This window comes from Propionimicrobium sp. BV2F7 (genome assembly GCF_000510445.1).
In the GTDB taxonomy this organism is placed as follows: Bacteria; Actinomycetota; Actinomycetes; order Propionibacteriales; family Propionibacteriaceae; genus Propionimicrobium; species Propionimicrobium lymphophilum.
Map to the genome: position 1 here is coordinate 287,256 of NZ_AZIS01000004.1, position 23,160 is coordinate 310,415.

The following is a 23,160-nucleotide window of genomic DNA, read 5'->3' on the forward strand; positions in this document are numbered from 1 at the left end:
CCCTAAAACGTCACCAAAACACCCCCTAGCTGCTAAAATGAGGGTGCTTAGGGAGGAAACGTGTACCTTGACCGAGTCGTAGACACGATAATAAAAGACACCTTGTCATATTCCGGTGGCATTCTGCTGGAGGGTGTTCGCGCATGCGGCAAAACCGAAACGGGCCGTCACCACTCGCTTTCAGAAGTCGCCTTAGATTCGGGGCTACCTTCGATTGATACAGCTCTTGAAGTAGACCCCGCGTTGCTGCTCGCCGGAGATACTCCCCGTCTTATCGATGAATGGCAGCTAGAGCCCAAGCTATGGAATGTGGTTCGTCGCGAAATTGACGCCCGCCAGAAACGCGGCCAGTTTATTTTAACCGGATCATCAGTACCGGCAGGTGATGCCCGACGTCATTCAGGTGCGCACAGGATATCTACCATCCGCATGCGTCCGATGACTTTGAGCGAACGCTTTCCCGAAAATAAGCGCGTATCCCTAAAAAAACTTTTCAACCGAGATGGTGTGGAGCCAAAATTATCCTCGCCCCTTTCGTTGACCGAGGGCTTAGAGCAGCTGGCGCACGGAGGTTGGCCATCCGATCGAAACCTGAGCAGCTCGCAAGCTCAAGCTCACCTTCGCGATTATCTCGACGATGTAGTTCAAAGCGATTTAGATCGGCTTGATGGAGAGCCTACCCGCAACCCCGACCGAATGCGGGCCGCCATTCGCTCACTCGCACGTAACACAGCCACGGAAGTGACTATGAAAACGATTGCTTCCGATATGAGCGGCTCCGAGAATGTTAAGCCCGAGACCGCCCGCGCATATCTAAATTCTCTTAAACGATTATTTATCTTGGAAGAACAAAATGCCTGGGCACCGCATCTGCGCTCGAGAGCGGTAGTTCGAACATCGCCTAAATATCATTTCGCCGATCCCGCTATCGCGATCGCAGCCCTTGGAGGGTCAGCTGATTCCCTTGTTAAAGACTTAAATTCTGCTGGCTTTTTCTTTGAATCTCAGGTAGTTCAGCATCTGCGCGTCTTCGGAGAGGCATTGCAAGCCAGAGTGTTCCATTACAGGGATTCGAGTGGACGCGAAGTTGACGCAATCGTTCAGCTTCCAGACGGTCGTTGGGGCGCGATTGAAGTAAAAATCGGACAGCGCCAGATTCCTGATGCTCAGAAATCGCTCACGTCTGCGGTCTCCACCATCGACGCAACCAAGACTGGCGAGTTGTCTTTCAAGGCAATCGTCACGATGGAGGGCCCTGTTATGACCTTAGAGGACGGAACAATCACATTCCCTCTTGCCGCACTAGGTGTGTGAGAATCACTGCTTAACTGACCTGGTGAGGGTGTAACCGGTGTTCTGCTCCATCACGGCGGTGGGGCCAATGCGCTTGGTCAGCGCAGCTTTCCAGGGCAGGTGAGAGTTGAACACGCACCAGAATTCGCCGCCCTCGCCGAGCACTCTGGCAGCCTGTTTGAACAGTTCGAGGGTGGGCTCGGACTCCTTCGCGATGCCCTTGTGGAAGGGCGGGTTGGTGACGATGACGTCGATGGAGCTATCCTCGAAGCCGCTCAGGTCGGCGGCCCAGCGCACGTCGACGCGTGCCTTTGCCGTTGACGCGGTGCGCCGGGTTGCGTCAACGCCCGCCCAACTAGCGTCCATGGCTAAAATCTGTGAATCGGGGTGCATCTTGGCCAGGCTCGTGGCCAAAATTCCGTTGCCGCAGCCAAGATCCAGATAGGTGTCGGCGTCGGCGATCTGACCCAGGCGTCCGAGCATCAGTCGGGTGCCGTTGTCTACCTTGTTGGTTGCAAAGGTGGCGCCGTTGGCCCACAGTGTCAGCGCCTTTTTGCGTCCGGCCACGTTCACCTCGGAGTGCCGTTTGTAGCGAGGCCAGTCAATTTGGCTACGGAACGGCGTGATAGCGCGCAGCGCACGCGACTTCTGCCGCCCGAGAGTCGCGCTCACGCCACCAAAGTGGCTGTTGAGCACCTCGTTCATGGACCTGTTCATGTGCCGGTCGCGGCCGCCGGCGATCACCATCACTTCGTCGCTGGCGTACGCGGAGATCCGTTGCGCGTATTGGTCCAGAGCACCGAGGGCCTTCGGCAAGCGCAGCCAGGCAAGGTCGACATCTGCTAGCGAATCGGCGTTCAGGTCGTCCAGACCGTCGACTACCCGCACACCCGGAGCTGCGAGTTCTCGGGCCCGGTCGGCGTCGCGAATATCATCACAAAAAACGATTACCTTGCCCGCCCGCTCCGCAGCAGCGGGTACTAGCTCGGGAGCATCGATCACCAAGATGTTGTGGGTGGCCTCGGGCGAATTGCTGACGATGATTTTGTCGACTGGATCCATGTGCCAATTGTCTCAGATGCGCGGCACGTTACAGCAAAACCGTTCCCAGCGCCCGCGAGTTTGGCTAGCCTTGGAAAATGCCAGAAAACAGATTAAACATCCACGTCATCGCCGACTCGTCTGGTGAATCTGCCGCCCGAATCGCTCGCGCCGCGAAGGCACAGTTCCCGAAGCTCACTATCGACATCATCAGTCATCCCCGGATCAAGGACGCAGAAAAGGCCATCGCCGCGTTCCGTGAGATCGCGAAATCCAGCGAAACGAATCCGGATCTGCCGATCGTTGTTCTATATACGTTCGTGAACCCCGAGATGCGCGCGCTGATCAAGCAGCTGTGCGAAGAGAACCAGTTGCAGCATGCCGACCTGCTCGGCGACACACTCGCCGCAATGGCCAACGCAACCGGCCGCACGGCTGACGGCGTCCCGATGCGTCCGGTGTTCGCCGAAGCAGACTACTTCGACCGGATTTCTGCCATGGAATTCGCCGTCCGCAACGACGACGGCGTGATGCCGTCGGCAATCGCCGAGGCCGATATCGTGCTCGTGGGCGCGTCGCGTTCCGGAAAAACCCCGCTCAGCCTCTACCTGGGCTACGTGGGCTACAAGACGGTCAACGTTCCCCTGGTGCCCGGTATCGAGCCGCCTGCGCAACTTCGCGAAATCGACCGTTGGCGCATCGTCGGGCTAACAATCGACGCCGAGCGGCTGCTCGAAATCCGCAGCAGGCGCGTCAAAGGCCTGGGCGGCTACGGCACCAAGGACGGCGGTTACGCCGATCTGGCCAAGATCTATGACGAGCTCGACGAGGTCGGCCGCATCCAGCGCTCGCTGGGCTGCCCGATCGTCGACACCACCGGCCTGGCAATCGAAGACGCCGCCGCACGCATCGTCGACATCGTCGATAACCGAGCAAACAAGGCCGGCACCGCGCTGCGACGCCCGCCCACCCAGACGTTGAAGATCAAACCTTAGCGCGGTAAAACGAAAGTAATACCAAATGAATTTGCTATAGCCAGTTAAGGCCATTTCGCCTAAGCTAGTTGCAGTTCGAAACAACGCGATAACTAAATATCGACCCAAAATTTAGTGCAGCAATTCAAAGGAGAATGCACAGTGACTAAGTACATCTACGCACTTTCAGAGGGCAACGCGACGATGCGTTCGCTACTTGGCGGCAAGGGCGCAAACCTGGCCGAAATGATGCGTCTGGGCGTGCCGGTTCCTGACGGCTTTACCGTCACCACCGAGGCCTGCGTCGAATCTATGAACAACGACGGCAACTGGCCGGCCGATCTTCGCGACCAGATCTCCACCGCCCTGGCGGAGTTCGAGGAGCGCGTCGGACGCAAACTCGGCGACCCCTCCAAGCCGCTGCTGGTTTCTGTGCGTTCCGGTGCTGTCGTCTCGATGCCGGGCATGATGGACACGATCTTGAACCTGGGCATCAACGACGACACTGTGCAGACCATCGCCACGGAATCCGGCAATGAGCGCTTCGCTTGGGACTGCTACCGCCGCTTCATTCAGATGTACGGCGAGGTCGTCGAGGGCGTGCCTGCCCACTACTACGAGGACGCGCTGAGCGCCATGAAGTCCGACAAGGGCGTCGAAAGCGACACCGATTTGGACGCCGAAGACCTCAAGAAGCTGGTTGCCGAATTCAAGGAGATCAGCAACGAGCAACTCGGCGGCGACTGGACTAACGACCCGAACGAGCAGTTGATGCGCGCAGTCGACGCGGTATTCCGTTCTTGGGGCAACCCGCGCGCAGACGTCTACCGCAAGGCCAACAACATCTCTCGCGACCTGGGCACGGCAGTCAACGTCATGCAGATGGTGTTCGGCAACCGCGGCGACACTTCCGCAACCGGCGTCTGCTTCACTCGCAACCCATCCACCGGTGAGAAGGGCGTCTACGGCGAGTTCCTTGTCAACGCGCAGGGTGAGGACGTCGTTGCCGGTATTCGTACCCCGCGCCATGTCTCGGAGATGCGCGACGTGCTGCCCGAGGCGTACGACCAGCTGCTCGAGACCATGAAGAACATGGAGCTGCACTACAAGGACATGCAGGATATGGAGTTCACCGTCGAGAACGGCAAGCTCTACATGCTGCAGACCCGAAACGGCAAGCGCACCGCGGCCGCCGCGTTGAAGATCGCCGGCGACCTGGTTGAGGAGGGCGTCATCGACAAGGACGAGGCCCTGCGTCGCATCGAGCCGGCTCAGCTCGACCAGCTGCTACACCCGGCCATCGACCCGGCCCACACCGCCAAGCCCGTCACCAAGGGCCTGCCGGCATCTCCGGGCGCTGCAGTTGGCGGCCTGGTCTTCGACGCAGACACCGCCGCAGAGCTCGGCGAAAAGGGCCAGAACGTCATTCTGGTTCGCTACGAAACCACGCCTGACGACATCCATGGCGTCCTCGAGGCGCAGGGCGTGCTGACCGCCCACGGCGGCATGACGAGCCACGCGGCCGTCGTCGCCCGCGGCTTCGGTAAGCCTTGCGTTTCCGGCGCCACCACCATAAAGATCAATCCCGAAGCCAAGACCCTGACCATCAACGATAAGGTCTATAAAGAGGGCGACGTCTTCACTCTGAACGGCTCCACCGGCGAGGTCTTCGACGAGGCGCTGAAGCTGATTCCGCCGCAGATCAACGAGGACTTCGAGCGCGTCGTCGAATGGGCCGACGAGGTGCGCACCATGGGTGTTCGCGCCAACGCCGACAACGCTGCAGACGCCACCCGTGCCCGCGAGCTGGGCGCCGAGGGCATCGGCCTGTGCCGCACCGAGCACATGTTCATGGCCTCCGACCGTCTGCCAGCCGTCCGCGAGATGATCCTGGCCGAGAACGCCGAACAGCGCGCAACCGCCCTGGAGAAGATCCTGCCGATGCAGCAGGCCGACTTCGAGGGCATCTTCACGGCGATGAAGGGCCTGCCGGTCACCGTCCGCCTGCTCGATCCGCCGCTCCACGAGTTCCTGCCCGACTTCACCGAGCAGTCGTTGAAGGTTCAGGAGCTTGAGCTCAAGGGCGCCGACGAGGAGGAACTCGGCAAGGCACGAGCCACCCTGGCCCAGGTCAAGAAGCTACACGAGCAGAACCCGATGCTCGGCACCCGCGGTTGCCGCCTGGCGATGCTGTACCCGGAGATCCCGGAGATGCAGACTCGCGCAATCATCCGCGCAGCGCTGGCCGTGCTCGAGCGCGAGGGCGAGACGGTTGGCGTCGAGATCATGATCCCACTGGTCGGCCTGGAGGAGGAGATCAAGCGTCAGCACGCGATCGTCGATTCCACCGTCAAGGACGAGCTGGCAGCAGCCGGCAAGGAGTTGGAGTACAAGATCGGCACCATGATCGAGCTGCCGCGCGCTGCGCTGCTTGCCGACCGCATCGCCGAGCACGCCGACTTCTTCAGCTTCGGCACCAACGATCTGACGCAGACCACGCTGGGCATCAGCCGCGACGACGCCGAGAACGGCTTCCTGAGCGACTACGTCGTAGACCACGTGCTGCCGCGTAACCCGTTCGAGTCGATCGACATCGACGGTGTTGGCCAGCTGGTTCGCCTAGGCGTAAGCAACGGACGCAGCACCAACGCAAAACTGAAGTGCGGTGTCTGTGGTGAGCACGGCGGCGACCCGGACTCCATCGAGTTCTTCCAGACCGCCGGCCTGAACTACGTCAGCTGCTCGCCGTACCGCGTGCCGATCGCCCGCTTCGCTGCAGCGAAGGCCGCGATGGATAACGAAAAGTAACCCGACTAAATTAGCGAGGGGCCGCGTCTTTGGGGCGCGGCCCCTCAACTATGCTGCAAACTATCTAGTGACGAAAGGACTACTTTGCTTGCCAAGAGAAACCTCAGGTATACCCGCGGCGATTGGCTGCTGGTTTGTGGCCCGTGTGCAGCCGTCCTGCTGCCTCCCGGCGTAGCGACGGGCGCGGCTACCGAGCAGATCTGGCACGCCGTCGGACAGCAAAGCCTTTCGGAACTCATGCAGACCCTTTCCACGCTCGGCCTCGATGGCTTCGAGCGTCAGGCCGTTTTGACGTGGGACGACGAACAGGTGCACATCATGCTGCGCGGCGAGATCAACGTCATCGATGCCGTTAGCGGCCACGTCGTCGCCTCCGGTGCCGTCGGCCAGTGGTTCGAAAGTTCGTTACACGAGCCGCAGATAGCGGTAAAGCTCGACTCCGAAACCGGCTTCGAGATGCCGCTGGTTGCGGGCGCCGCGTTGGTTTCTTCTTTCGGCGTCGGGGTTACTCAAGCCGCACCCGTCGGCGTTGAAAAAACCGAGGTTTTGGACCTCATGGCGCCATATGCTCCCGGGCAGGATGCCGTCGAGACGTCTCCGTTGGGCACCTTCAACGAGGTGGACAAACTTTTCCAGGCAGCCTGGCAGCCGAACCCGTCGCTGGGTGCGGGCTGGGGTGCGGACGCGTCTAAGCAGACCCCTAAGATTGCACAACCCGTGCAGCCAGAACCGCGCGATCCGCAGCCGGAGCCGATCCAGGTTGAACAGGTTGTCGAGGAGATCCCTGCCGTCTCCGACGATCTTCTCGAGGATCTGCCCGAAGACCCAGAGCCGTTCTACGAGGAGGCTCCCGTCGACGCGCCCGAGCCCGTCATGCCGGCTCCCGCGAAACCGCGCGAGAAGAAGTTTGTGCTGCGTGCCCCCGACGGGGTGCTTCACGTCATTGAGAGGCTGACTTTGGTGGGCAGGGCGCCGCACGGCGACGATGACCCCCAGATCATTCGAGTGCAGAGCCCCAACCAGGACATCAGCCGAACCCACCTGAGCATCCGGCCGGCGACCGGCGGCATCGAGGTCACTGACGAGCATTCCACCAACGGCACGATCATCACGATGCCCGACGGTAACCGTTATTCGCTGACCCCAGGCAGCGCCACCTTCGTCCAGGAGGGCACGAGGATCGACCTGGGTGACGGCCAGGTTCTAGACGTGCTCACCCAGTAATCAGTTAATTTCTCCAGCTTGATAACTCCCCTGCTTTCTATAATTAATTTTGGTATATGACTAGGTTTACAAATAAGTAAACATCCCTGCTGGGAGCAGAATGGTCAGAGTTCACGAGCACGCCTTGCAACATGGTCCCAGCGCCGAAGAAGTTGCTTACGCATAGCAAAACGCCATCCGTTCACGACAACGACACGGCGAGAACGATCCACCACTATGGATTGCGGTTGGCCTGAAGAAAGCCATCTCAGAAAAAGCACGCAAGGAAGGAACAACCATTAGCGAAATTGCTAGGGAACTTCTTACGCAGGCTCTAGTCGGTTAGACCTCTTTCCCAGATCCGCCGATTAGCTAGATCTTCACAAATCCACCAGTAGAAACCCCACAAATCCACCAGTTAAAATCCGACAAATCCACCAATAGAGCTATAGAGTTAGCACGTGGAGTACCTAAAGAGGGTTTATGACGACGTATTACTGGCTCAATTGCGGGCTAGTGGGGCTGTGCTTATTGAGGGTCCGAAATGGTGCGGTAAAACCACTACGGCTCTGCGGCATTCGGGCAGCGTACTGTATTTGGCAAACCCGCGTGACCTGGAACAAAACCGTCTCGTATCTGAGCTGAATCCGGGCGCATTACTGGCTGGTCGCACTCCACGACTCATCGATGAATGGCAGGTGGCACCAAAATTATGGGATGCCGTCCGCTTTGAGGTTGACCAACGCCAAAACACGGGGCAATTTATTTTGACGGGCTCGACAACACCCGTTGATATTACGCAGCTTCTGCACTCAGGGACGGGTCGCATTTCCCGAATGCGTATGCGAACGATGAGCCTGTATGAATCTGAGTGCCCGAAAGACGTGGTTTCGTTACGGGATCTATTCGATGGCAGTACGATGCCAGTGCTCCGCAACGACTATTCACTAGAAGACATCGCTGGACTGTTGTGCAGAGGCGGCTGGCCCAGTGCGGCACGCGCCGAACAAGACGTTGGGCGTCAGCAAGCAACAAACTACATGGACTCTTTAGTAGAACAAGACATGCCAACTAGCGGTGAAGGCACCCGAAACCCTGCCAAGGTTCGGGCATTCCTACGCAGCTACGCGCGTAGTGTCGCCACCGCCACTCCGCTGATTAAGCTTGCCAAAGACGCAGATATTTCCGAAACGACGGCTAGAGATTACCTATCCGCACTTCAACAGCTATTTGTGGTAGAAGAATTGCCAGCTTGGAATCCGAATCTGCGTTCCAAGACTGCCATCCGAACCTCTCCAGTCAAACATTTCATCGACCCTTCGTTAGCCGCAGCGGCGCTCGGGGCGGGAGTCGGCAGTTTGCTTAATGACCTAAATACTTTTGGATTGTTGTTTGAATCCTTGTGCATCCGAGATTTACGCGCCTTGGCCGCCGGACTGGATGGTCAGGTTTACCATTTCCGTGACAGCTCTGGGCTTGAGTGCGACGCTGTTGTCGTTTTGCGAGATGGACGCTACGGACTCATTGAGGCCAAACTAGGCGGCGAAACTTTGATTAGTGAGGGCGCTAAGTCTCTAAACAAATTAGCTTCTCGCTTAGACACTGAGCGCATGCCGTCACCCAGTTTCCGGCTTGTGTTGACGGCGTCGGACGCCTACAGCCTCACTCGCCCGGACGGGGTGCAGGTAGCACCTATAGGTTTATTAGGGCTTTAGGTCTAATTCGGCTACTCCCCCATTCCACTGTGCAACCGAATCATCAAACCGAGATCAAGATTCGCTGAACGAGGGGCACTTCGGGAGGTAGCCGAAAAACAGCGAGAACCAAAAAGTCCGACGTCAAGCTTTTTGGTCCCAGATAACTAAAAACAAATTAGCGGGAACCAAAAGGTTCGACATCGAGCCTTTAGGTTCCCGCTAATCCTTAGGACGAGTGGTTGCGAAAACTACTCGGCCAGGGGGATGTCGGTGCGGTAGAAGTTCTGGTACGAGCGGCTGGCCGTCGGGCCGCGCTGGCCCTGATAGTGGGAGCCGGTAGACGCGGAACCGTACGGTTGCTCGGCGGGAGAACTGAGTTGGAAGAAGCAGAGTTGGCCGATCTTCATGCCGGGGTACAGCTTGAGCGGCAGCGTCGACATGTTGGACAGCTCTAGCGTGATGTGTCCGTTGAAGCCGGGGTCGATGAAGCCCGCGGTGGAGTGCGTCAACAGGCCGAGACGTCCGAGTGACGATTTGCCTTCGAGACGGGCTGCGACGTCGTCGGGCAGCGTCACATACTCGTAGGTTGCGCCCAGCACGAACTCTCCGGGGTGCAGAACGAACGGGTCGTCGCCGTTAGGAGTGACCATGCGGGTCAGTTCGTTTTGTTCAGCGGCAGGATCGATCACCGGGTAGCGGTGGTTCTCGAAGATGCGGAAATAGCGGTCCAGGCGCACGTCGATGCTGGAGGGCTGAACCGTTTCCGGGTCCCACGGGTCGAGGCGCACGCGGCCGGAGGAAATCTGAGCGTTAATGTCGCGGTCTGACAACAGCATGATCTAAATCTAGCGAACCGAGCCGCGTAGACCGAATAGTGTGCCGTTTTCTCGACCAAAGCTGCATAGTTATGTGTGATTTTTAAGATTTAACCCCTATTGATCAGCCTGAACGCTTGGCAGACTCAACCGACCAATTACGCCACCTTGTTAGGCTGGCCGCCGCTTGACAGAGCGTTTCTCCTGACATCGGGACTAAGGATGAAACTATTTTCGTTGGCGATGATTTCGACCCGAAGTCGATGATCGCCAGCGCTGAGGCCGGCTTCGCAGCCGTAGGTTTTGCCGCGTTGTTTATAGCTGGTGGAATCGCGCTGTTGCGTCGCAAGAAATAAGGCTTAAGCCTTAACTAATGGTGCCGCTCCATTGGAATGGCGCTATTTTTATGCAACCAGATGTTCAAGACTAAAGAAAAGGCTAAACGGCCACGCCAAGTTTCCTTGAGCGCGGCCGCTAGCGTCGTTCTTAGTTGTCGTGACGATACCTACCCCGATAAACGATGGCCAGGGCTGAGCTGCCAGCCAGCAGCAAACCGACCACGGTGAAAATCGCGGTGCCAATGCCGCCGCTCTTAGGCAGAATATAGCCGCCGTAGTTCTTGACCGTCGTCGCATCGGGCTGCTGCCCGGCTGCGGGTTTCGTGAACTCCCAGCCGCTCCAGGTGGCGTTGTAGCCGTCCGGGGCCTTCAGCTCAGCGACGAAATACTTGTCCTTGTTCAAGCCATCGAAGGATACCGCGCCGTCCTTATCCGAGACGGCAGTCTTAAACAGGTAGTAGGAGGTTCCGTTGTACTCGGTGGTCGCAGGGACATCATCGCCTAGCGCCTTGACGTCGGCCTCAGGCAACGCGTCGGCCTTATCCGGGCTGTACAGGCCGAAGGTGGCACCCTTCAGCGCCAGTCGGTGTCGATCTTGCAGGCGTCGCCGTCAACGGTTCACCAGCGGAATCGATCAGGGACTTTTGAATCTTGACCGCATTCGGGACGCGGACGCCAACCTTCAGCGGGATTGCGGTTCGGTTTGAACCTGATTACCCGCAAGCGGCAGTCGAATCTCGAATTCGGCACCCTTACCAAGCGTGCTCCTGACAGCCACCTTGCCGCCGTGCGCCTCCACCAGCGAGGCCACAATAGACAGCCCAAGACCCGTCGAACCCTCGGCGTTATGCGCCCTTGACGAGTCCGCGCGGGTAAAGCGCTCGAAGATGTGCGGCAAAAGCTCGGGGTCGATGCCGGGCCCGTCGTCGGCGATGGTTATTACCGCCCAGCCGTTATCAACCGCCACCTTCGTCATCACCGATGTGCCGGCGCCCGTGTGCTTGCGAGCATTACCCAGCAAATTAGCCACCACCTGCTGCAGCCGGAACTTGTCGCCGCGCACAACCACATCGCCCGCCTCCGGGTCGGGCAGATCCAACAGCCAACGGTGCTGCCTATCTGAAACCTGGGCATCAGACACCGCATTAAGCGCGATCTCCACCACGTCCACGTCTTCGACGTCGATGCCACGTCCCTCGTCGAGCCTGGCCAGCAGCAGCATGTCCTCAACCAGACGGCTCATGCGCCGCGACTCGAAATCGATGCGATCGACGGCTCTAGCGGAGCCATCATCCAGCTCGGCGCTACGCCTATTTAAGAGTTCGGCGTAACCCCGGATCGACGCCAACGGGTTGCGCAACTCGTGGCTGGCATCCGAAACGAACCGCCGCACGCTAGATTCGGACTCCTGCCGCGACTGCAACGAATTTTCGACGTGATCGAGCATTCTGTTGAACGCGTAGCCAACGCGGTCGATCTCGTTGCCGTCGGAGGTGGCCGGCACTCGCACCTTCAGCGAAACCTCGCCGCTGCCCAGCGGCATCTGCGAGACCTGCGTGGCCGTCGCCGCCAGCCGGCCAAGCGGAGACAGGGCACGGCCGATCACCCGGTTCACGACTAAAACGGCAGCAACCACAGCAAGAAGGCACAGCACCAGCTCGGCCAGGAAGATGTTCGCCACAAGCCCATTTACCGACGACAGCGGAATAGCCACATACACCTGCGGGCCAGTCGCGGCGGAACACTGCGCCCGATAAGGCCCAAGATGGCCGACGTTAATGTTGCGGGGCCGGCCGTCGCACTCCACACGGAGCACCTTTTTGAACTGCTCCGCGTTCGGCACACCAAAACCGGAATCAGTGACGATTTGCGCGTGAATCTCACCGTCCTTAGCAATCACGATGAAAGACCCACCTGGCAAGCCACCAACTCGCAATTCATCAAGCACAACTGGCTCGTCAGGATTTCCAAAAACGTAGCTAATTTGGCTATCAATGTTGGAAATCAGAAGCTGCCGGATAACACCAACCGAAATCATCGACAACAACAAAGCCACTAGCGCCACGATGATACCCACCTGCCTGGTGAGGCGGGAACGCAGCGAAGCCTTGCTCAGGTTAGGCGGGTTTAACGACATATCCGGCGCCACGCACAGTGTGAATCATCGGCTCGCGGCCGGCGTCGATCTTCTTACGCAAGTAACTGATGTAAAGCTCGACGACGTTGGCCTGGCCACCGAAATCGTAATTCCAGACTCGATCGAGGATCTGAGCCTTGCTCAGCACCCTACGTGGGTTACGCATTAGGTAACGAAGAAGTTCGAACTCGGTGTTGGTCAGGTGGATCTCGTCGCCGTCGCGCGTCACCTCGTGGGAATCCTCATCGAGCACCAGATCGCCAACCACCAACTGCGAGTTACTTTCCTGGGTGGCCGTTCCCGAACGACGCAGCAGCGCCCGAAGCCTGGCCACCAGCTCTTCCACGCTGAACGGCTTGGTGACGTAGTCGTCACCACCGGCGGTCAGGCCGCTGATTCGGTCGCGGACCGCGTCCTTAGCAGTCAGGAAAATCACCGGAATGTTCGGCTGGTCCGCGCGAATGCGACGCATGACCTCGAAACCATCAATATCGGGCAACATGACGTCGAGAATCGCGACGTCCGGCTTGTGCAACTTAGCGACCTCGACTGCCTGACGCCCACGCGAGGCGGTGAAAACTTCCCAGCCCTCATAGCGCAACGCCATACCTAGCAACTCAGTGATCGACGGCTCATCGTCAACCGCTAACACGCGGATCGGGGTGCCGTCGGCCCGGCTTATCTGTCTTTCTTTACCAGCTTCCATCTGTGCCTCCGCTCCAAGCCTAAGGCCATATTCATGCAAAAGACTATGAGAAAACTGTGAAGAAGCTGTGTTTAGCTACATCCGCAGTCGCTCGAGCAGCAGCCCTCCGATTTCTGCCCCACAACCGTGATGCCTAGCGAGCGCATGGCGGCAGCAGCACGATTCGAGACCCCGCTTGCCGTCGGCTGCGGATCCACCGCGGTGAACTCGTCGCCGTCAGACCAGTCGGCTAGCGTCGCCTTGGTGCCGGCGGCCTTGTGCGCGGTTGCGATCATCAGCTTGATGCGGTTCAGCTGGTTGACCTCGCTGGCGCCCGGATCGTAGTCGATCGAAACCAGGTTGGCCTGCGGATACTGGGCGCGCAGCTCCTTGAACATGCCGCGCCCGATAACGTGATTCGGCAGGCAAGCAAACGGCTGCGCGCAGATGACGTTGGGTGTGCCATGCTCGATCAGCTCTACGATCTCGCCAACAAGCAGCCAGCCCTCGCCGGCCTGCGTGCCCAGGCTGATGACGCGCTGTGCCTTCTCTGCAAGCTCCTCGATAGTTCCGGGGACGTCGAACTTGCCGTTGGTGGCGGCCAGCGCGGCACGCATCGGCTTCTCGTACTGTTCGATCAGCCAGATGCCGAACTTCTTGCTCAGACGGCTCTTTGTGGTGCCCAGACCGAAGTTGTCGCGCTGGAATTCGCCGGTGGCCATGGACTGCAGGAAGAATGCGCTCAAGCCCGGCAGGACAGCCTCGCAACCCTCATCCTCAATGACGCGCACGGCGTCGTTGTTGGCGTCCGGCTGAAACTTCACCAGAATCTCGCCAACCACGCCGACGCGGGGCTTGCGCTCGATGCTAAGCAGCGGCAACTCGTCGAATTCGCGGACGATGTTTTTGATCATCCAGTTGTAGCCGACCCGCCTGCCCAGCGTCTTCGAATAGCCGGAGTTGGCGAAAAACTCGCGGGTGATGTCGTCCCAGCGACGATACAGCGCCATCGCCGAGCCCTCCTCACGTTCGTAGGGGCGCACACGCAGCAGCACGTTCTGCAGCAGGTCGCCCAGCGTCAAGGCCTGCAGACCGCGATGCATCATCGGCAGGGTGATCTTGAAGCCCGGGTTCTGCTCGATGCCCTGGGCGCTGATGGCTAGCACCGGCACCTGCGGGTAGCCGGCGTCCTTGAGCGCCTTTCGCAACATTCCGACATAGTTGGTCGCGCGGCACATGCCGCCGGTCTGGGTGATCGCCACCGTCGACTTGTCGGGGTCGGCGCCGCCGGTGAGGAATTTATTAACTAGCTGGCCGATGACCATGATGGCCGGGTAACAGGCGTCGTTGTTGACGTACTTCAAACCAACTTCGATGTCCTCGCGGCTGGCGTGTTCGAGCACCTCCACGTTCAGGCCGCTGCGGCTCATCACCGGAGCAATCATTCTGAAGTGGATCGGGGCCATCTGCGGCACGTAAACCGTGTGGGTCTCGCGCTCTGCAATGCCGAAGATCGGCTGGGAATCCTGTCCTGTGGTGTCGATTTCCGCGCTCGACGGGGTGCGCTCGGCAAGCGCGGCCTTCAGCGAACGCAGGCGAATGCGGGCGGCACCGAGGTTCGAAACCTCGTCGATCTTCAGAACCGTGTACACATCGCCGGCGGCTTCGAGAATCTCCTGAACCTGGTCGGTAGTGACAGCATCCAGGCCGCAACCGAAGCTGTTGAGCTGAACCAGCGACATGTCCGGCTCGGCAGAGACGATATTCGCCGATTCGTAGAGCCTGGTGTGGTAGACCCACTGGTCGCGCACGCGCAGTGGCCTGGGCAGCGTCGACTCGGCCAGGCCGGAAGTCAACGCGTCCTCGCTGACCACCACCATGCCGAGGGTCTGAATGACCTCAGGAATGCCGTGGTTGATCTCCGGATCGATGTGGTACGGGCGTCCGGCCAGCACGATGACGCGCAAATCATGCTCGCGGGCGTACTGTAACGCGCGGTCGCCCTCCGCCTTGATATCGGCGTACACGTTGCCCATCTCCTCGTAGCCGGCGGCGACTGCCGCCTTGGCCTCGGGCAGGCTGACGTCCCAATCCCCGAAGATCTCCACCAGTCGCTCGGGCAGTTTCTCCGGGTTGTCCAGGTTGACGAACGGCGTCATGAACCGCACACCTTCGCGCTGCAGGTGCTCCATGTTCTTGGCCAACACCTGCGGGTAGAAAGCCACGATCGGGCAGTTGTAGTTGTTGTCCGCATCCGAGAATTGCCTGCGCTCGTAGCTAACGCAAGGCATAAAGATGGTGTCGACGCCCTTGTCAAGCAGCCATTCGACGTGGCCGTGCGCCAGTTTCGCCGGGTAACAGACGTTCTCGGACGGGATCGACTCCATCCCGGTCTGGAAAAGGTCGTGGCTGCTGCGGCCCGAAAGCATCACCTTGAAACCCAGATTGGTGAGGATCGTGAACCACAACGGATAGTTCTCGTACATGCCCAGCGCGCGCGGGACGCCGATCGCGCCGCGCGTCGCCTTCTTGTCGGTCAAGCGGCGGTAGCCGAAGATGCGCTTGTATTTGTAGTCGTACAGGTTAGGCACCTGCGACTTCTTCGGACGTGCCTCCAGGCTCGCGCCGCGCTCGCAGCGGTTACCGGAGACGTGACGGGAACCGTCGTCGAAGTTGGTGATGGTGAGCTTGCAGTGGTTCTGGCACAGCTTGCAGGTGCGCTGGCTAGCAGTGACCTCGAAGTTGTCCAGGTCGCGGGTGTCCATGTCGGAGTGTTCGCCCTCGCCGTAATGCATCTTCGCGGTCAGCGCGGCACCGTAGGCGCCCATCAGGCCGGCTATGTTCGGGCGGGTCACCTCGACGCCGGTCAGCAGCTCGAACGCGCGAAGCACAGCATCGTTCAGGAACGTGCCGCCCTGCACAACAACCTGGTCGCCCAGCTCGGCGGTGTCGCGCAGCTTCATCACCTTATATAGAGCATTGCGCACAACCGAGTAGCTGAGGCCCGCGGAAATGTCGCCGATCTCGGCGCCTTCCTTCTGGGCCTGCTTCACCGATGAATTCATGAACACCGTGCAGCGCGAACCAAGATCCACCGGGGCCTTAGACTGGGTGCCAACCTTGGCGAAGTTAATGACGTCAGTGCCCATCGTCTCGGCGAACGTCTGCAAGAACGAACCGCAGCCGGAGCTGCAGGCCTCGTTCACGGAGATCGAATCAACCGCGTTATTGCGGATGCGCAGGTACTTCATGTCCTGGCCGCCGATATCGACAACGCTGGTGACATCTGGATTCAGGTGCTTGGCGGCGCGGTAGTGGGCCATCGTCTCGATGACGCCCTCATCGGCGTGCAGCGCGGCCTTGACCAGATCCTCACCGTAGCCGGTGACGCAAGCCCGCCCGATGTAGGCACCCTCGGGGAGCGCCGCGTAGACATCCTTGGCGATCTTGACGGCCGCCGAGGTGGGGTCGCCCTCGTTGGAGCCGTAGGTCTGGTGGACGATGCGGTCTCGCGAATCCAGCAGCACCGACTTAATAGTTGTCGAACCAGCGTCGATGCCCAGCCAAAGCGGGCCGGTGACGTCGTCCATGGTGGCGAAATCGACGCGAGCCTTGGAGTGGCGGGCATCGAACTCGTCTCGCTCGTTCTGATCGATGAACAACGGGCGCATGGTGTTGGTGGCCATCGAGACGTCGTTTGCGCTCTGCAGTTCCTTGGCCAAGTGGCCTAGGCTCAGCGCGGGGCCCTCGGCCAGAAGCGCGGCACCGATCGCCACGTAAAGCTGGCCGTTTTCCGGGGTCACGAACCGATCGACGTTGTCTCCCAGCGCGCGCTTGAAAGCTGCGCGCAGCTCGGGCAGGAAGTGCAGCGGGCCGCCCAAGAAGATGACGGTGCCGCGAATCGGGCGGCCGCACGCCAGGCCCGAGACGGTCTGGGTGGCCACGGCCTGGAAAATGCTTGCGGCGATGTCCTCGTGCGCGGCACCCTGGTTCAGCAACGGCTGGACGTCTGTCTTGGCGAACACGCCGCAGCGCGACGCGATCGGGTAGAGGTTCTTGTAACCGGCGGCCAGTTCGTTCATCTCACCAGTGCTGACCTTCAGCAGCGTCGCCATCTGGTCGATGAAGGCGCCGGTGCCGCCGGCGCAGGTGCCGTTCATTCGCTGCTCGGGGGTCGGGTGCAGGTAGGTGATCTTGGCGTCCTCGCCACCCAGCTCGATGATGACGTCAACGTCCGGGTTGAGCTGCTCGATCGCCTCGGTGGCGGTGATGACCTCCTGGGAGAATTGGATGCCCATCGCCTTCGCCACGCCCAGGCCCCCGGAGCCCGTCATGGCCACCTTGACCGCGTCGCCCGGGAATTCCTTTTCGACATCGGAAAGCAGCTTGGCCAGCTCACCACGAACGTCTGCGTTGTGGCGGCGGTAGTCGGAGAACAGGATCTCCTTGCCGTCCAAAACCACGGCCTTGACGGTGGTGGAGCCCACGTCGAGACCCAGCGAGAGCGTGCGGGCGCGGGAATCAAAAGTTTCGTCCACCCGGACGGATGAAGCGTTCTGAGTCAAGCTCACTGCGGAAGCCTCCCGATTTCCGTGGCAGCATCACGAGCAAAAATAGAATGATCGTTCTGTTTTGATTCATTCTACTCAAACTCCACGCTTTGGCCATAGGGACGGAAGGCAACCTTCTCATCTTAAACAGGCGTAAAAACGAGAACGGTGGGGACGCCGGCCCGCCAACAGCACGCCCGCTTCGGGCAATTCGACGCGCATTCGCTAGCATGAAGGAAATGCCGAACACAGCCAAAGCCAACAAGCAGCTTGTCATCATCGACACAGCTGCCGACTTGATCTGCGCGCACGGCGTCAACGGCATGACGATGTCTCAGCTCATCAAGGGTTCCGGAGTGTCTGCCGGTGCCATCTATCACCACTTCGGCAGCAAGAACTCGATCGTCACGGAGGTTGCCCGGCAGGCGATCAGCTGGCCACTTCAAGCACTCTCGGAATTCCGCGACGAAGCCCGCTCCCCCATGCAGCTGATCGAATTTTCGATCCGCGCGGTTCAGGCAGCTCCCGAACTCGGCGACCTGCTGCTGCAGTTAGGCGCGGGCGCAGCAACCGATGACGAGCTCGGCAGGCTTCTCCAGGCAGAGTTCAAACCCCTGCGTGACGCGCTCGAGGACACCATGATTTCGTGGGCAACCCAAAACGGCATCCCCGAGGCCATGATGGAGGGCCGCAGCCAGCTTTACGTCGGCCTCGTCCTCGGCTTCATCACTCAGCGACGCCTAATCAGTAACTTCGACGAGGACGAGTACCTGCGCTACGCCCAGCTGAGCCTCGAGGTGACCCGCCAAACCGACGCCACCGTCTAACCCGAGGCCCCGCACCCCGAAGCACCCACTCACTGAGTACGTGACCAAATGGCTCATAGCCGAGCCAATTGATGCCCGCTGTTTCTGGAGACGTGGTGGTTCGGCCTGGACGTTCTCCGTTAGTGGTTGACCTGATTGCTTCTGGTCGCCTGGCGGCATGGCTGCTCAAGGTCGGCTGCTGGCCTGGATACTTAAGGTCGCCTGACGGCCTGGCTGCTTCTGGTCGGCTGCTGGCCTGGGTTGGGTTGTCGAGCGAGTCGCCGTGTCTTCGCTCAGCTCTCATCGCTTGCGATGACAGCGAAGCGGAGACACGTTGCCAGTGACGCAAAGACCCGAATCCCACAACCGTCAAAAAGCAACCAGGCAACCGCCAACCAAGAATGTCCAGACCAAGCACCAACCAAGAGCACCAAGGCCCACCACCAGACGCGAACACCCAAACCGATCACGTCGTCGAAAAACAACGGGACCCAAAAAGTTCGTAGTCGAATCTTTTGGTTCCCGATAACTAGAGAATTATTAGCTGGTGCAGAAAAGTTCGACTACGGACATTTTCGTTCCCGTTGATGATCAATAGTTTTAAAAATCGTTCACAGGTTGCGCACAGGGCAAACAAATATTCGACTAAGATTCGTTTGGTTAGGTTTAGGCATGAGCGAAAACAACAACGGATATTTCGACCAGGAGCCGACGCGCATCGATTTCCGCGCTGACTTCGACCAGGACGTGAATGGCGTCCGGCACGGCCAACAGAATAATGGCCAGTCGGGTCAGAGCGCGCAGCAAAATTTTGGCCAGCCGGGCTTCACCCAGCCTGGGGCCAATCAGCAGAGCCCGCGTCCTTGGGCGCAGCAGAACTTCTACGCGCCTAACCAGGCTCAGCCGGTGCAGCAGAAGCCGCGCAGCAAGAAGCGAATCGTCGGCATCGCAGCCGCGGTCGTCGCAGCGCTGGCTCTGCAGGGCGGCCTGATCTTTGCGGGTGTCCAGGCGCTGAACGGCGGTTTCGAGCGCCAGATCGAGTCTCAGCAGCAGTACGTGCCGGGCAACACCCAGCTGGGCGAGCAGCAATACACCGCCCCCACTAAAAAACAGAGCAAGGGCGTTGCCATCATCGACACCACAGGTCCTTCGGGCGGCGGCTCCGGCACCGGAATGGTGATCACCAGCGACGGCCAGATCCTCACCAACTACCACGTGGTCAAAGGCTCCGACCACATTCGCGTGACGATCGCATCCACAGGCAAGAGCTACTCGGCCACACTGCTTGGCCGCGATGCGGTCTCCGATGTTGCGGTGCTGAAGATTGACGCGGAAGGCCTGGACACCGTCACAATGAATGGCGACGGCGTCAGCGTCGGCGAAGAGGTGACGACGGTCGGCAACGCTTCAGGCGGCGGCAAACTTGTGGCGAGCCCCGGCGAAGTTTCTGCCGTTGGTCAGCGCATCAACGTCGGCGACCAGACCGGTGGTTCGCAGCAGACCCTCCTGGGCATGATCCGCACTACGACGGCCGCAGTGCCGGGCGATTCGGGCGGCCCCACCTTCAACAAAAAGAACGAAGTGATCGGCGTTACTTCTGCGGCTGCCTCAGATAATGGCGAATCCACCGAATCAACAAGTTTTGTGATCCCGATTAACTACGCGCTCGATCTGGCCAAGCAAATCGTTAACAAGCAGGCCTCCGGCACCATCAAGATCGGCCCGCGCGCTCAGCTAGGCGTGATGGTTCGGGATGCGTCTGACGGATACAACACCGTCGGGGCGCTCGTCGCACAAGCTAGTGGCCCAGCGGCAGACGCGGGAATTCAGTCCGGAGACATTATTGTTGGCGTTAATGGCAAGAAGGTTTCATCAGCGAGCGCATTGACTCAGATTCTCGAACAGTACGGACCCGAGCAGAAGATCGAGGTGCAGGTTCTGACCAATTCTGGTTCCCATCAAAGCGAACAGGGCGAAACTCGTATGTCAGATTTTACGCAAAAAAGCTATACTGTTACGCTTGGTGTTAGCGACGTCAATTAGTCGTTAACCCCCAATCGGTGCCCCGCAGCAATTCCCCCTTCTTCTGCGGGGCACCTTCTTTCCCGGCTTTTTATTTTGCTTCGAGAATTTTCTGCCAAACTCAACGCGCTAATCCGGATTCAGCGACAACTAGGAAAACTAAAACCCCCTGACTAGGGGGTTTGCTTTTTTGCAACATTGCGGCGGAATTAGCGCGTTGAGTTTGGCAGATTTTTTGCGGCGCTAGACCAAGCTCAAGTTCCATCGTTGAGGTCGTCAAGATCGTCACTCGTGAGTTCAGCACGGGCGCGCACCCCGGACCTGGCGATGATTGTCTGAATGGTTTTGTCGTGAACGAGGATGTGCGGCACGAATTTAATGTTTCTCAGGCCCTGCTCTTGGGCGGCCGATTCAAAAATGAAGTGACCGTAGCCCAAAATCAGCCCCAGAAAGGGGCGGGAGACGGAAATGTCTAGGATCCTCGCGATGGGCACGATGGCCAGATGGCGATTGAAAACGCCGTTGACACGAAAAACCCGCATGTTGGTGACGACGAAGCGGTCCACCTGCTCCTGCGCAAGCTTCCAGGCGCCTCGGCATACCAACGCGAAGCTGATGACGAACGGCACCAGCCAGATATTAGCGAACGAGGGGATGAGGCCGAAGAAGGCTGCTCCGGCCAGGATCGTCAGCACGGGGATGACCCGTGTCACCCAGTGCCGACCGATCTCGTCGACGAGTATTTCACCCTCGTCTAGCAGCAGATACTGCTCGACGTCGGGGTCAAGAAACGAAGCCACAGCTACTTGGCTAGGCTCGCGAAGAATTCGATGACAGATTCACCCCAGCCGACGACGGTTCGCACGGCGTCCGCCGCACCCTGCGGGTTCGTAAATAGGTAGAACAGCAGGAACCCGACGACCAATATCAAAAACAGGTTGCGGATGTGTTTACTCATTTTGCCTCCTGAGGAAGTAGGAGAATTTGGGCGCGCTGGACGCACCTGTACACAAGTGTTGCAAAAATCGGGGCCTGAAACTTTAGACGCGCCGACGCTGGCGCCTGTTCCTGGACCATTTCGACACGAGCCGATTCCTAAAAAGGCCCGATAGCGACGAACGCCTCAGACACGATCACCAAAGATATCCCCAAAGAAAACTTAAAAACGCCGGGCGAACCCGGCGTTTTAAGTTTCGGTTCTTAGCCCTGGGGGCGAAGTAACGGATAGAGGATCGTTTCCCGGATACCAGCGTTGGTGAACAGCATCAGCAGACGGTCCATGCCCAGGCCGAGGCCGCCCATGGGCGGGCAACCCTGCTCGAGTGCCTCGAGGAAGTCCTCGTCGAGCTGCATGGCCTCGGGGTCGCCGGCAGCCGCCTTGAGGGACTGCTCGGTGAGCACCTCGCGCTGGATGACCGGGTCGATGAGCTCGCTGAAGCCGGTGCCGCGCTCGACACCACCAATCATCAGGTCCCAGGCCTCGATCAGGCCGGGCTTGCTGCGGTGCGGACGGGCCAGCGGCTGCGCGATGGCCGGGTAGTCGCAGACGAAGGTCGGCTGGATGAGTTCGGGCTCAACGAGTTCCTCGAAGAGTTCCATGGCTAGTTTGCCGTCGCAGAGGGCCGGGTCGAACTCGATCTCGAACTTGTTAAGCATCGCTACGAGCTTCTCGCGCGGCGTCTCGACGGTGATCTCCTCGCCAATCTTCTCGGACAGGCCGTCGTATAGCGGCAGCCACTTCCACTCACCACGCAGGTCGATGACCTGGCCGTCCGGACGCTCGATCTCGAACATGTCGATGGCCTCGGCGGCGTTCATGATGACGTTCTTGATGACGTCGGCGATAGTGAACTGGTCGCCCCAGCTCATGTACGCCTCGAGCATCGTGAACTCGGCGGAGTGCGTCGAATCAATACCCTCGTTGCGGAAGACGCGGCCGATCTCGTAGACGCGGTCGGTGCCGCCAACCATGGTGCGCTTCAGGTAAAGCTCAAGAGCGATGCGCAGCGTCATGTCGATGTCGAAGGCGTTCAGGTGGGTGTTGAATGGCCTCGCCGCGGCACCGCCGTGGATGAGCTGCAGGGTTGGGGTTTCGATCTCGATGAAGCCCTGGGCGTCGAGAGTGTCGCGAACGGCCTTGGTGACGGCTGCGCGCTTGCGCACCATCTCGCGGGCTTCGGGGCGCATGATCAGATCGCTGTAGCGCTGGCGGACGCGGGATTCCTCGCTGAGTTCCTTGTGCATGGTGGGCAGCGGGCGCAGCGCTTTGGACGCCATCTTCCACTCGGTGGCCATGACGGAAAGCTCGCCGCGCTTGGAGCGGGTGATGAAGCCGCGCACCCAGACGAAGTCACCCAGGTCGACGTCGGCCTTCCACTGATCTAGCGCTTCCTGACCGACGTTGGCCAGGGAGAGCATCACTTGCAGCCGCTCGCCGTTGTTTTCGTGGGTGAAGCCGTCCTGAAGAGCGGTGAAACACAGTTTGCCGGTGTTACGAACGAAAATTACGCGGCCACCGATTTCGACGACCTCGTCGCGCACCTCTTCGCCATTTTCGAGTTTGTCGTCCCACGCCTTTCGGATTTGGGAGAGCGTGTGGGTGCGTCGCAGGTCGACGGGGTATGCCTGGCCGCCGGCTGCGATGATGCGCTCGCGCTTTTCGTGCCTAATCTGCTCTTGTTCAGAAAACTCGTGTTCACTCACGCCCAATAGATTACCCGGCTATTAGGGGATGGGCGAAAATCGAAATTCAGTTAGCTTACCCATGCTTAGGATTGTCAGTGGCACGAAC

General features: G+C 59.5%; 16 protein-coding genes. 7 read left to right on the forward strand and 9 right to left on the reverse strand.

The features are described from left to right. Positions 1 to 60: 60 nt before the first annotated feature. Positions 61 to 1,314, forward strand: coding sequence for an ATP-binding protein (locus HMPREF1255_RS05670; RefSeq protein WP_024111076.1), 1,254 nt, complete (start codon positions 61 to 63; stop codon positions 1,312 to 1,314). 3 nt (positions 1,315 to 1,317) lie between these two features. On the opposite strand, the gene HMPREF1255_RS05675 is transcribed toward HMPREF1255_RS05670, so the two are convergent. Then, a complete protein-coding gene (locus tag HMPREF1255_RS05675) occupies positions 1,318 to 2,355 on the reverse strand; it encodes a class I SAM-dependent methyltransferase (protein WP_024111254.1) in 1,038 nt (345 codons plus the stop codon). 77 nt (positions 2,356 to 2,432) lie between these two features. Between HMPREF1255_RS05675 and HMPREF1255_RS05680 the strand changes: the two genes are divergently transcribed. The 4 genes from HMPREF1255_RS05680 (at position 2,433) to HMPREF1255_RS05695 (ending at position 9,034) form a co-directional block, all read left to right on the forward strand. Next, entirely contained in the window at positions 2,433 to 3,329 is an 897-nt protein-coding gene (locus HMPREF1255_RS05680; protein WP_024111028.1) for a pyruvate, water dikinase regulatory protein, read from the forward strand. A gap of 183 nt (positions 3,330 to 3,512) precedes the next feature. Beyond that, positions 3,513 to 6,116: a pyruvate, phosphate dikinase gene (gene ppdK, locus HMPREF1255_RS05685; RefSeq protein WP_051395005.1), complete on the forward strand. Its 2,604-nt coding sequence runs from the start codon at positions 3,513 to 3,515 to the stop codon at positions 6,114 to 6,116. Between the two features lie 84 nt (positions 6,117 to 6,200). After that, on the forward strand, positions 6,201 to 7,340 hold the full coding sequence (locus tag HMPREF1255_RS05690; protein WP_024111017.1) for an FHA domain-containing protein: 1,140 nt from the start codon (positions 6,201 to 6,203) through the stop codon (positions 7,338 to 7,340). 440 nt (positions 7,341 to 7,780) lie between these two features. Continuing rightward, positions 7,781 to 9,034: an ATP-binding protein gene (locus HMPREF1255_RS05695; RefSeq protein ID WP_016455118.1), complete on the forward strand. Its 1,254-nt coding sequence runs from the start codon at positions 7,781 to 7,783 to the stop codon at positions 9,032 to 9,034. Positions 9,035 to 9,264: 230 nt separating this feature from the next. Here HMPREF1255_RS05695 and dcd read toward each other — a convergent pair whose 3' ends face one another. The 5 genes from dcd to HMPREF1255_RS05720 form a co-directional block, all read right to left on the reverse strand. Next, positions 9,265 to 9,852, reverse strand: coding sequence for a dCTP deaminase (dcd, locus tag HMPREF1255_RS05700; RefSeq protein WP_024111137.1), 588 nt, complete (start codon positions 9,850 to 9,852; stop codon positions 9,265 to 9,267). A 465-nt stretch (positions 9,853 to 10,317) separates the two neighbouring features. Beyond that, positions 10,318 to 10,770, reverse strand: a complete 453-nt coding sequence (locus tag HMPREF1255_RS05705; RefSeq protein ID WP_081636623.1) for a SpaA isopeptide-forming pilin-related protein — start codon at positions 10,768 to 10,770, stop codon at positions 10,318 to 10,320. A gap of 81 nt (positions 10,771 to 10,851) precedes the next feature. Then, positions 10,852 to 12,306, reverse strand: coding sequence for a cell wall metabolism sensor histidine kinase WalK (locus tag HMPREF1255_RS05710; protein ID WP_024111215.1), 1,455 nt, complete (start codon positions 12,304 to 12,306; stop codon positions 10,852 to 10,854). Continuing rightward, the gene (locus HMPREF1255_RS05715) at positions 12,287 to 13,012 is read right to left on the reverse strand and encodes a response regulator transcription factor (RefSeq protein ID WP_016455114.1); all 726 of its coding nucleotides are present in this window, start codon (positions 13,010 to 13,012) and stop codon (positions 12,287 to 12,289) included. Before HMPREF1255_RS05715 ends, HMPREF1255_RS05710 begins: the two co-directional genes overlap by 20 nt. A gap of 71 nt (positions 13,013 to 13,083) precedes the next feature. Further along, entirely contained in the window at positions 13,084 to 17,562 is a 4,479-nt protein-coding gene (locus HMPREF1255_RS05720) for a 2-hydroxyacyl-CoA dehydratase (RefSeq protein ID WP_024111127.1), read from the reverse strand. Positions 17,563 to 17,780: 218 nt separating this feature from the next. Between HMPREF1255_RS05720 and HMPREF1255_RS05725 the strand changes: the two genes are divergently transcribed. Beyond that, complete coding sequence (locus HMPREF1255_RS05725; protein WP_024111030.1) at positions 17,781 to 18,368, forward strand: TetR/AcrR family transcriptional regulator; 588 nt, start codon at positions 17,781 to 17,783, stop codon at positions 18,366 to 18,368. A gap of 651 nt (positions 18,369 to 19,019) precedes the next feature. After that, complete coding sequence (locus tag HMPREF1255_RS09425) at positions 19,020 to 20,390, forward strand: S1C family serine protease (RefSeq protein ID WP_016455110.1); 1,371 nt, start codon at positions 19,020 to 19,022, stop codon at positions 20,388 to 20,390. A 233-nt stretch (positions 20,391 to 20,623) separates the two neighbouring features. Here HMPREF1255_RS09425 and HMPREF1255_RS05740 read toward each other — a convergent pair whose 3' ends face one another. From HMPREF1255_RS05740 to lysS, 3 genes are all read right to left on the reverse strand, one after another. Continuing rightward, positions 20,624 to 21,169 (reverse strand): PH domain-containing protein, encoded by a 546-nt coding sequence (locus HMPREF1255_RS05740; protein ID WP_016455109.1) that lies wholly within the window; start codon positions 21,167 to 21,169, stop codon positions 20,624 to 20,626. 2 nt (positions 21,170 to 21,171) lie between these two features. Next, positions 21,172 to 21,327, reverse strand: a complete 156-nt coding sequence (locus tag HMPREF1255_RS09950; protein ID WP_016455108.1) for a hypothetical protein — start codon at positions 21,325 to 21,327, stop codon at positions 21,172 to 21,174. 242 nt (positions 21,328 to 21,569) lie between these two features. After that, complete coding sequence (gene lysS, locus HMPREF1255_RS05745; RefSeq protein ID WP_036917240.1) at positions 21,570 to 23,072, reverse strand: lysine--tRNA ligase; 1,503 nt, start codon at positions 23,070 to 23,072, stop codon at positions 21,570 to 21,572. Positions 23,073 to 23,160 lie beyond the last annotated feature (88 nt).

Excerpts from the sequence above, each read along its gene's own strand:
- HMPREF1255_RS05675 (WP_024111254.1), bottom strand. The coding sequence starts at position 2,355 with ATGGATCCAGTCGACAAAATCATCGTCAGCAATTCGCCCGAGGCCACC.
- HMPREF1255_RS05680 (WP_024111028.1), top strand. The coding sequence starts at position 2,433 with ATGCCAGAAAACAGATTAAACATCCACGTCATCGCCGACTCGTCTGGT.
- ppdK (WP_051395005.1), top strand. The coding sequence starts at position 3,513 with ATGCGTTCGCTACTTGGCGGCAAGGGCGCAAACCTGGCCGAAATGATG.
- dcd (WP_024111137.1), bottom strand. The coding sequence starts at position 9,852 with ATGCTGTTGTCAGACCGCGACATTAACGCTCAGATTTCCTCCGGCCGC.
- HMPREF1255_RS05710 (WP_024111215.1), bottom strand. The coding sequence starts at position 12,306 with ATGTCGTTAAACCCGCCTAACCTGAGCAAGGCTTCGCTGCGTTCCCGC.
- HMPREF1255_RS05715 (WP_016455114.1), bottom strand. The coding sequence starts at position 13,012 with ATGGAAGCTGGTAAAGAAAGACAGATAAGCCGGGCCGACGGCACCCCG.
- HMPREF1255_RS05725 (WP_024111030.1), top strand. The coding sequence starts at position 17,781 with ATGCCGAACACAGCCAAAGCCAACAAGCAGCTTGTCATCATCGACACA.
- HMPREF1255_RS09425 (WP_016455110.1), top strand. The coding sequence starts at position 19,020 with ATGAGCGAAAACAACAACGGATATTTCGACCAGGAGCCGACGCGCATC.
- HMPREF1255_RS09950 (WP_016455108.1), bottom strand. The coding sequence starts at position 21,327 with ATGAGTAAACACATCCGCAACCTGTTTTTGATATTGGTCGTCGGGTTC.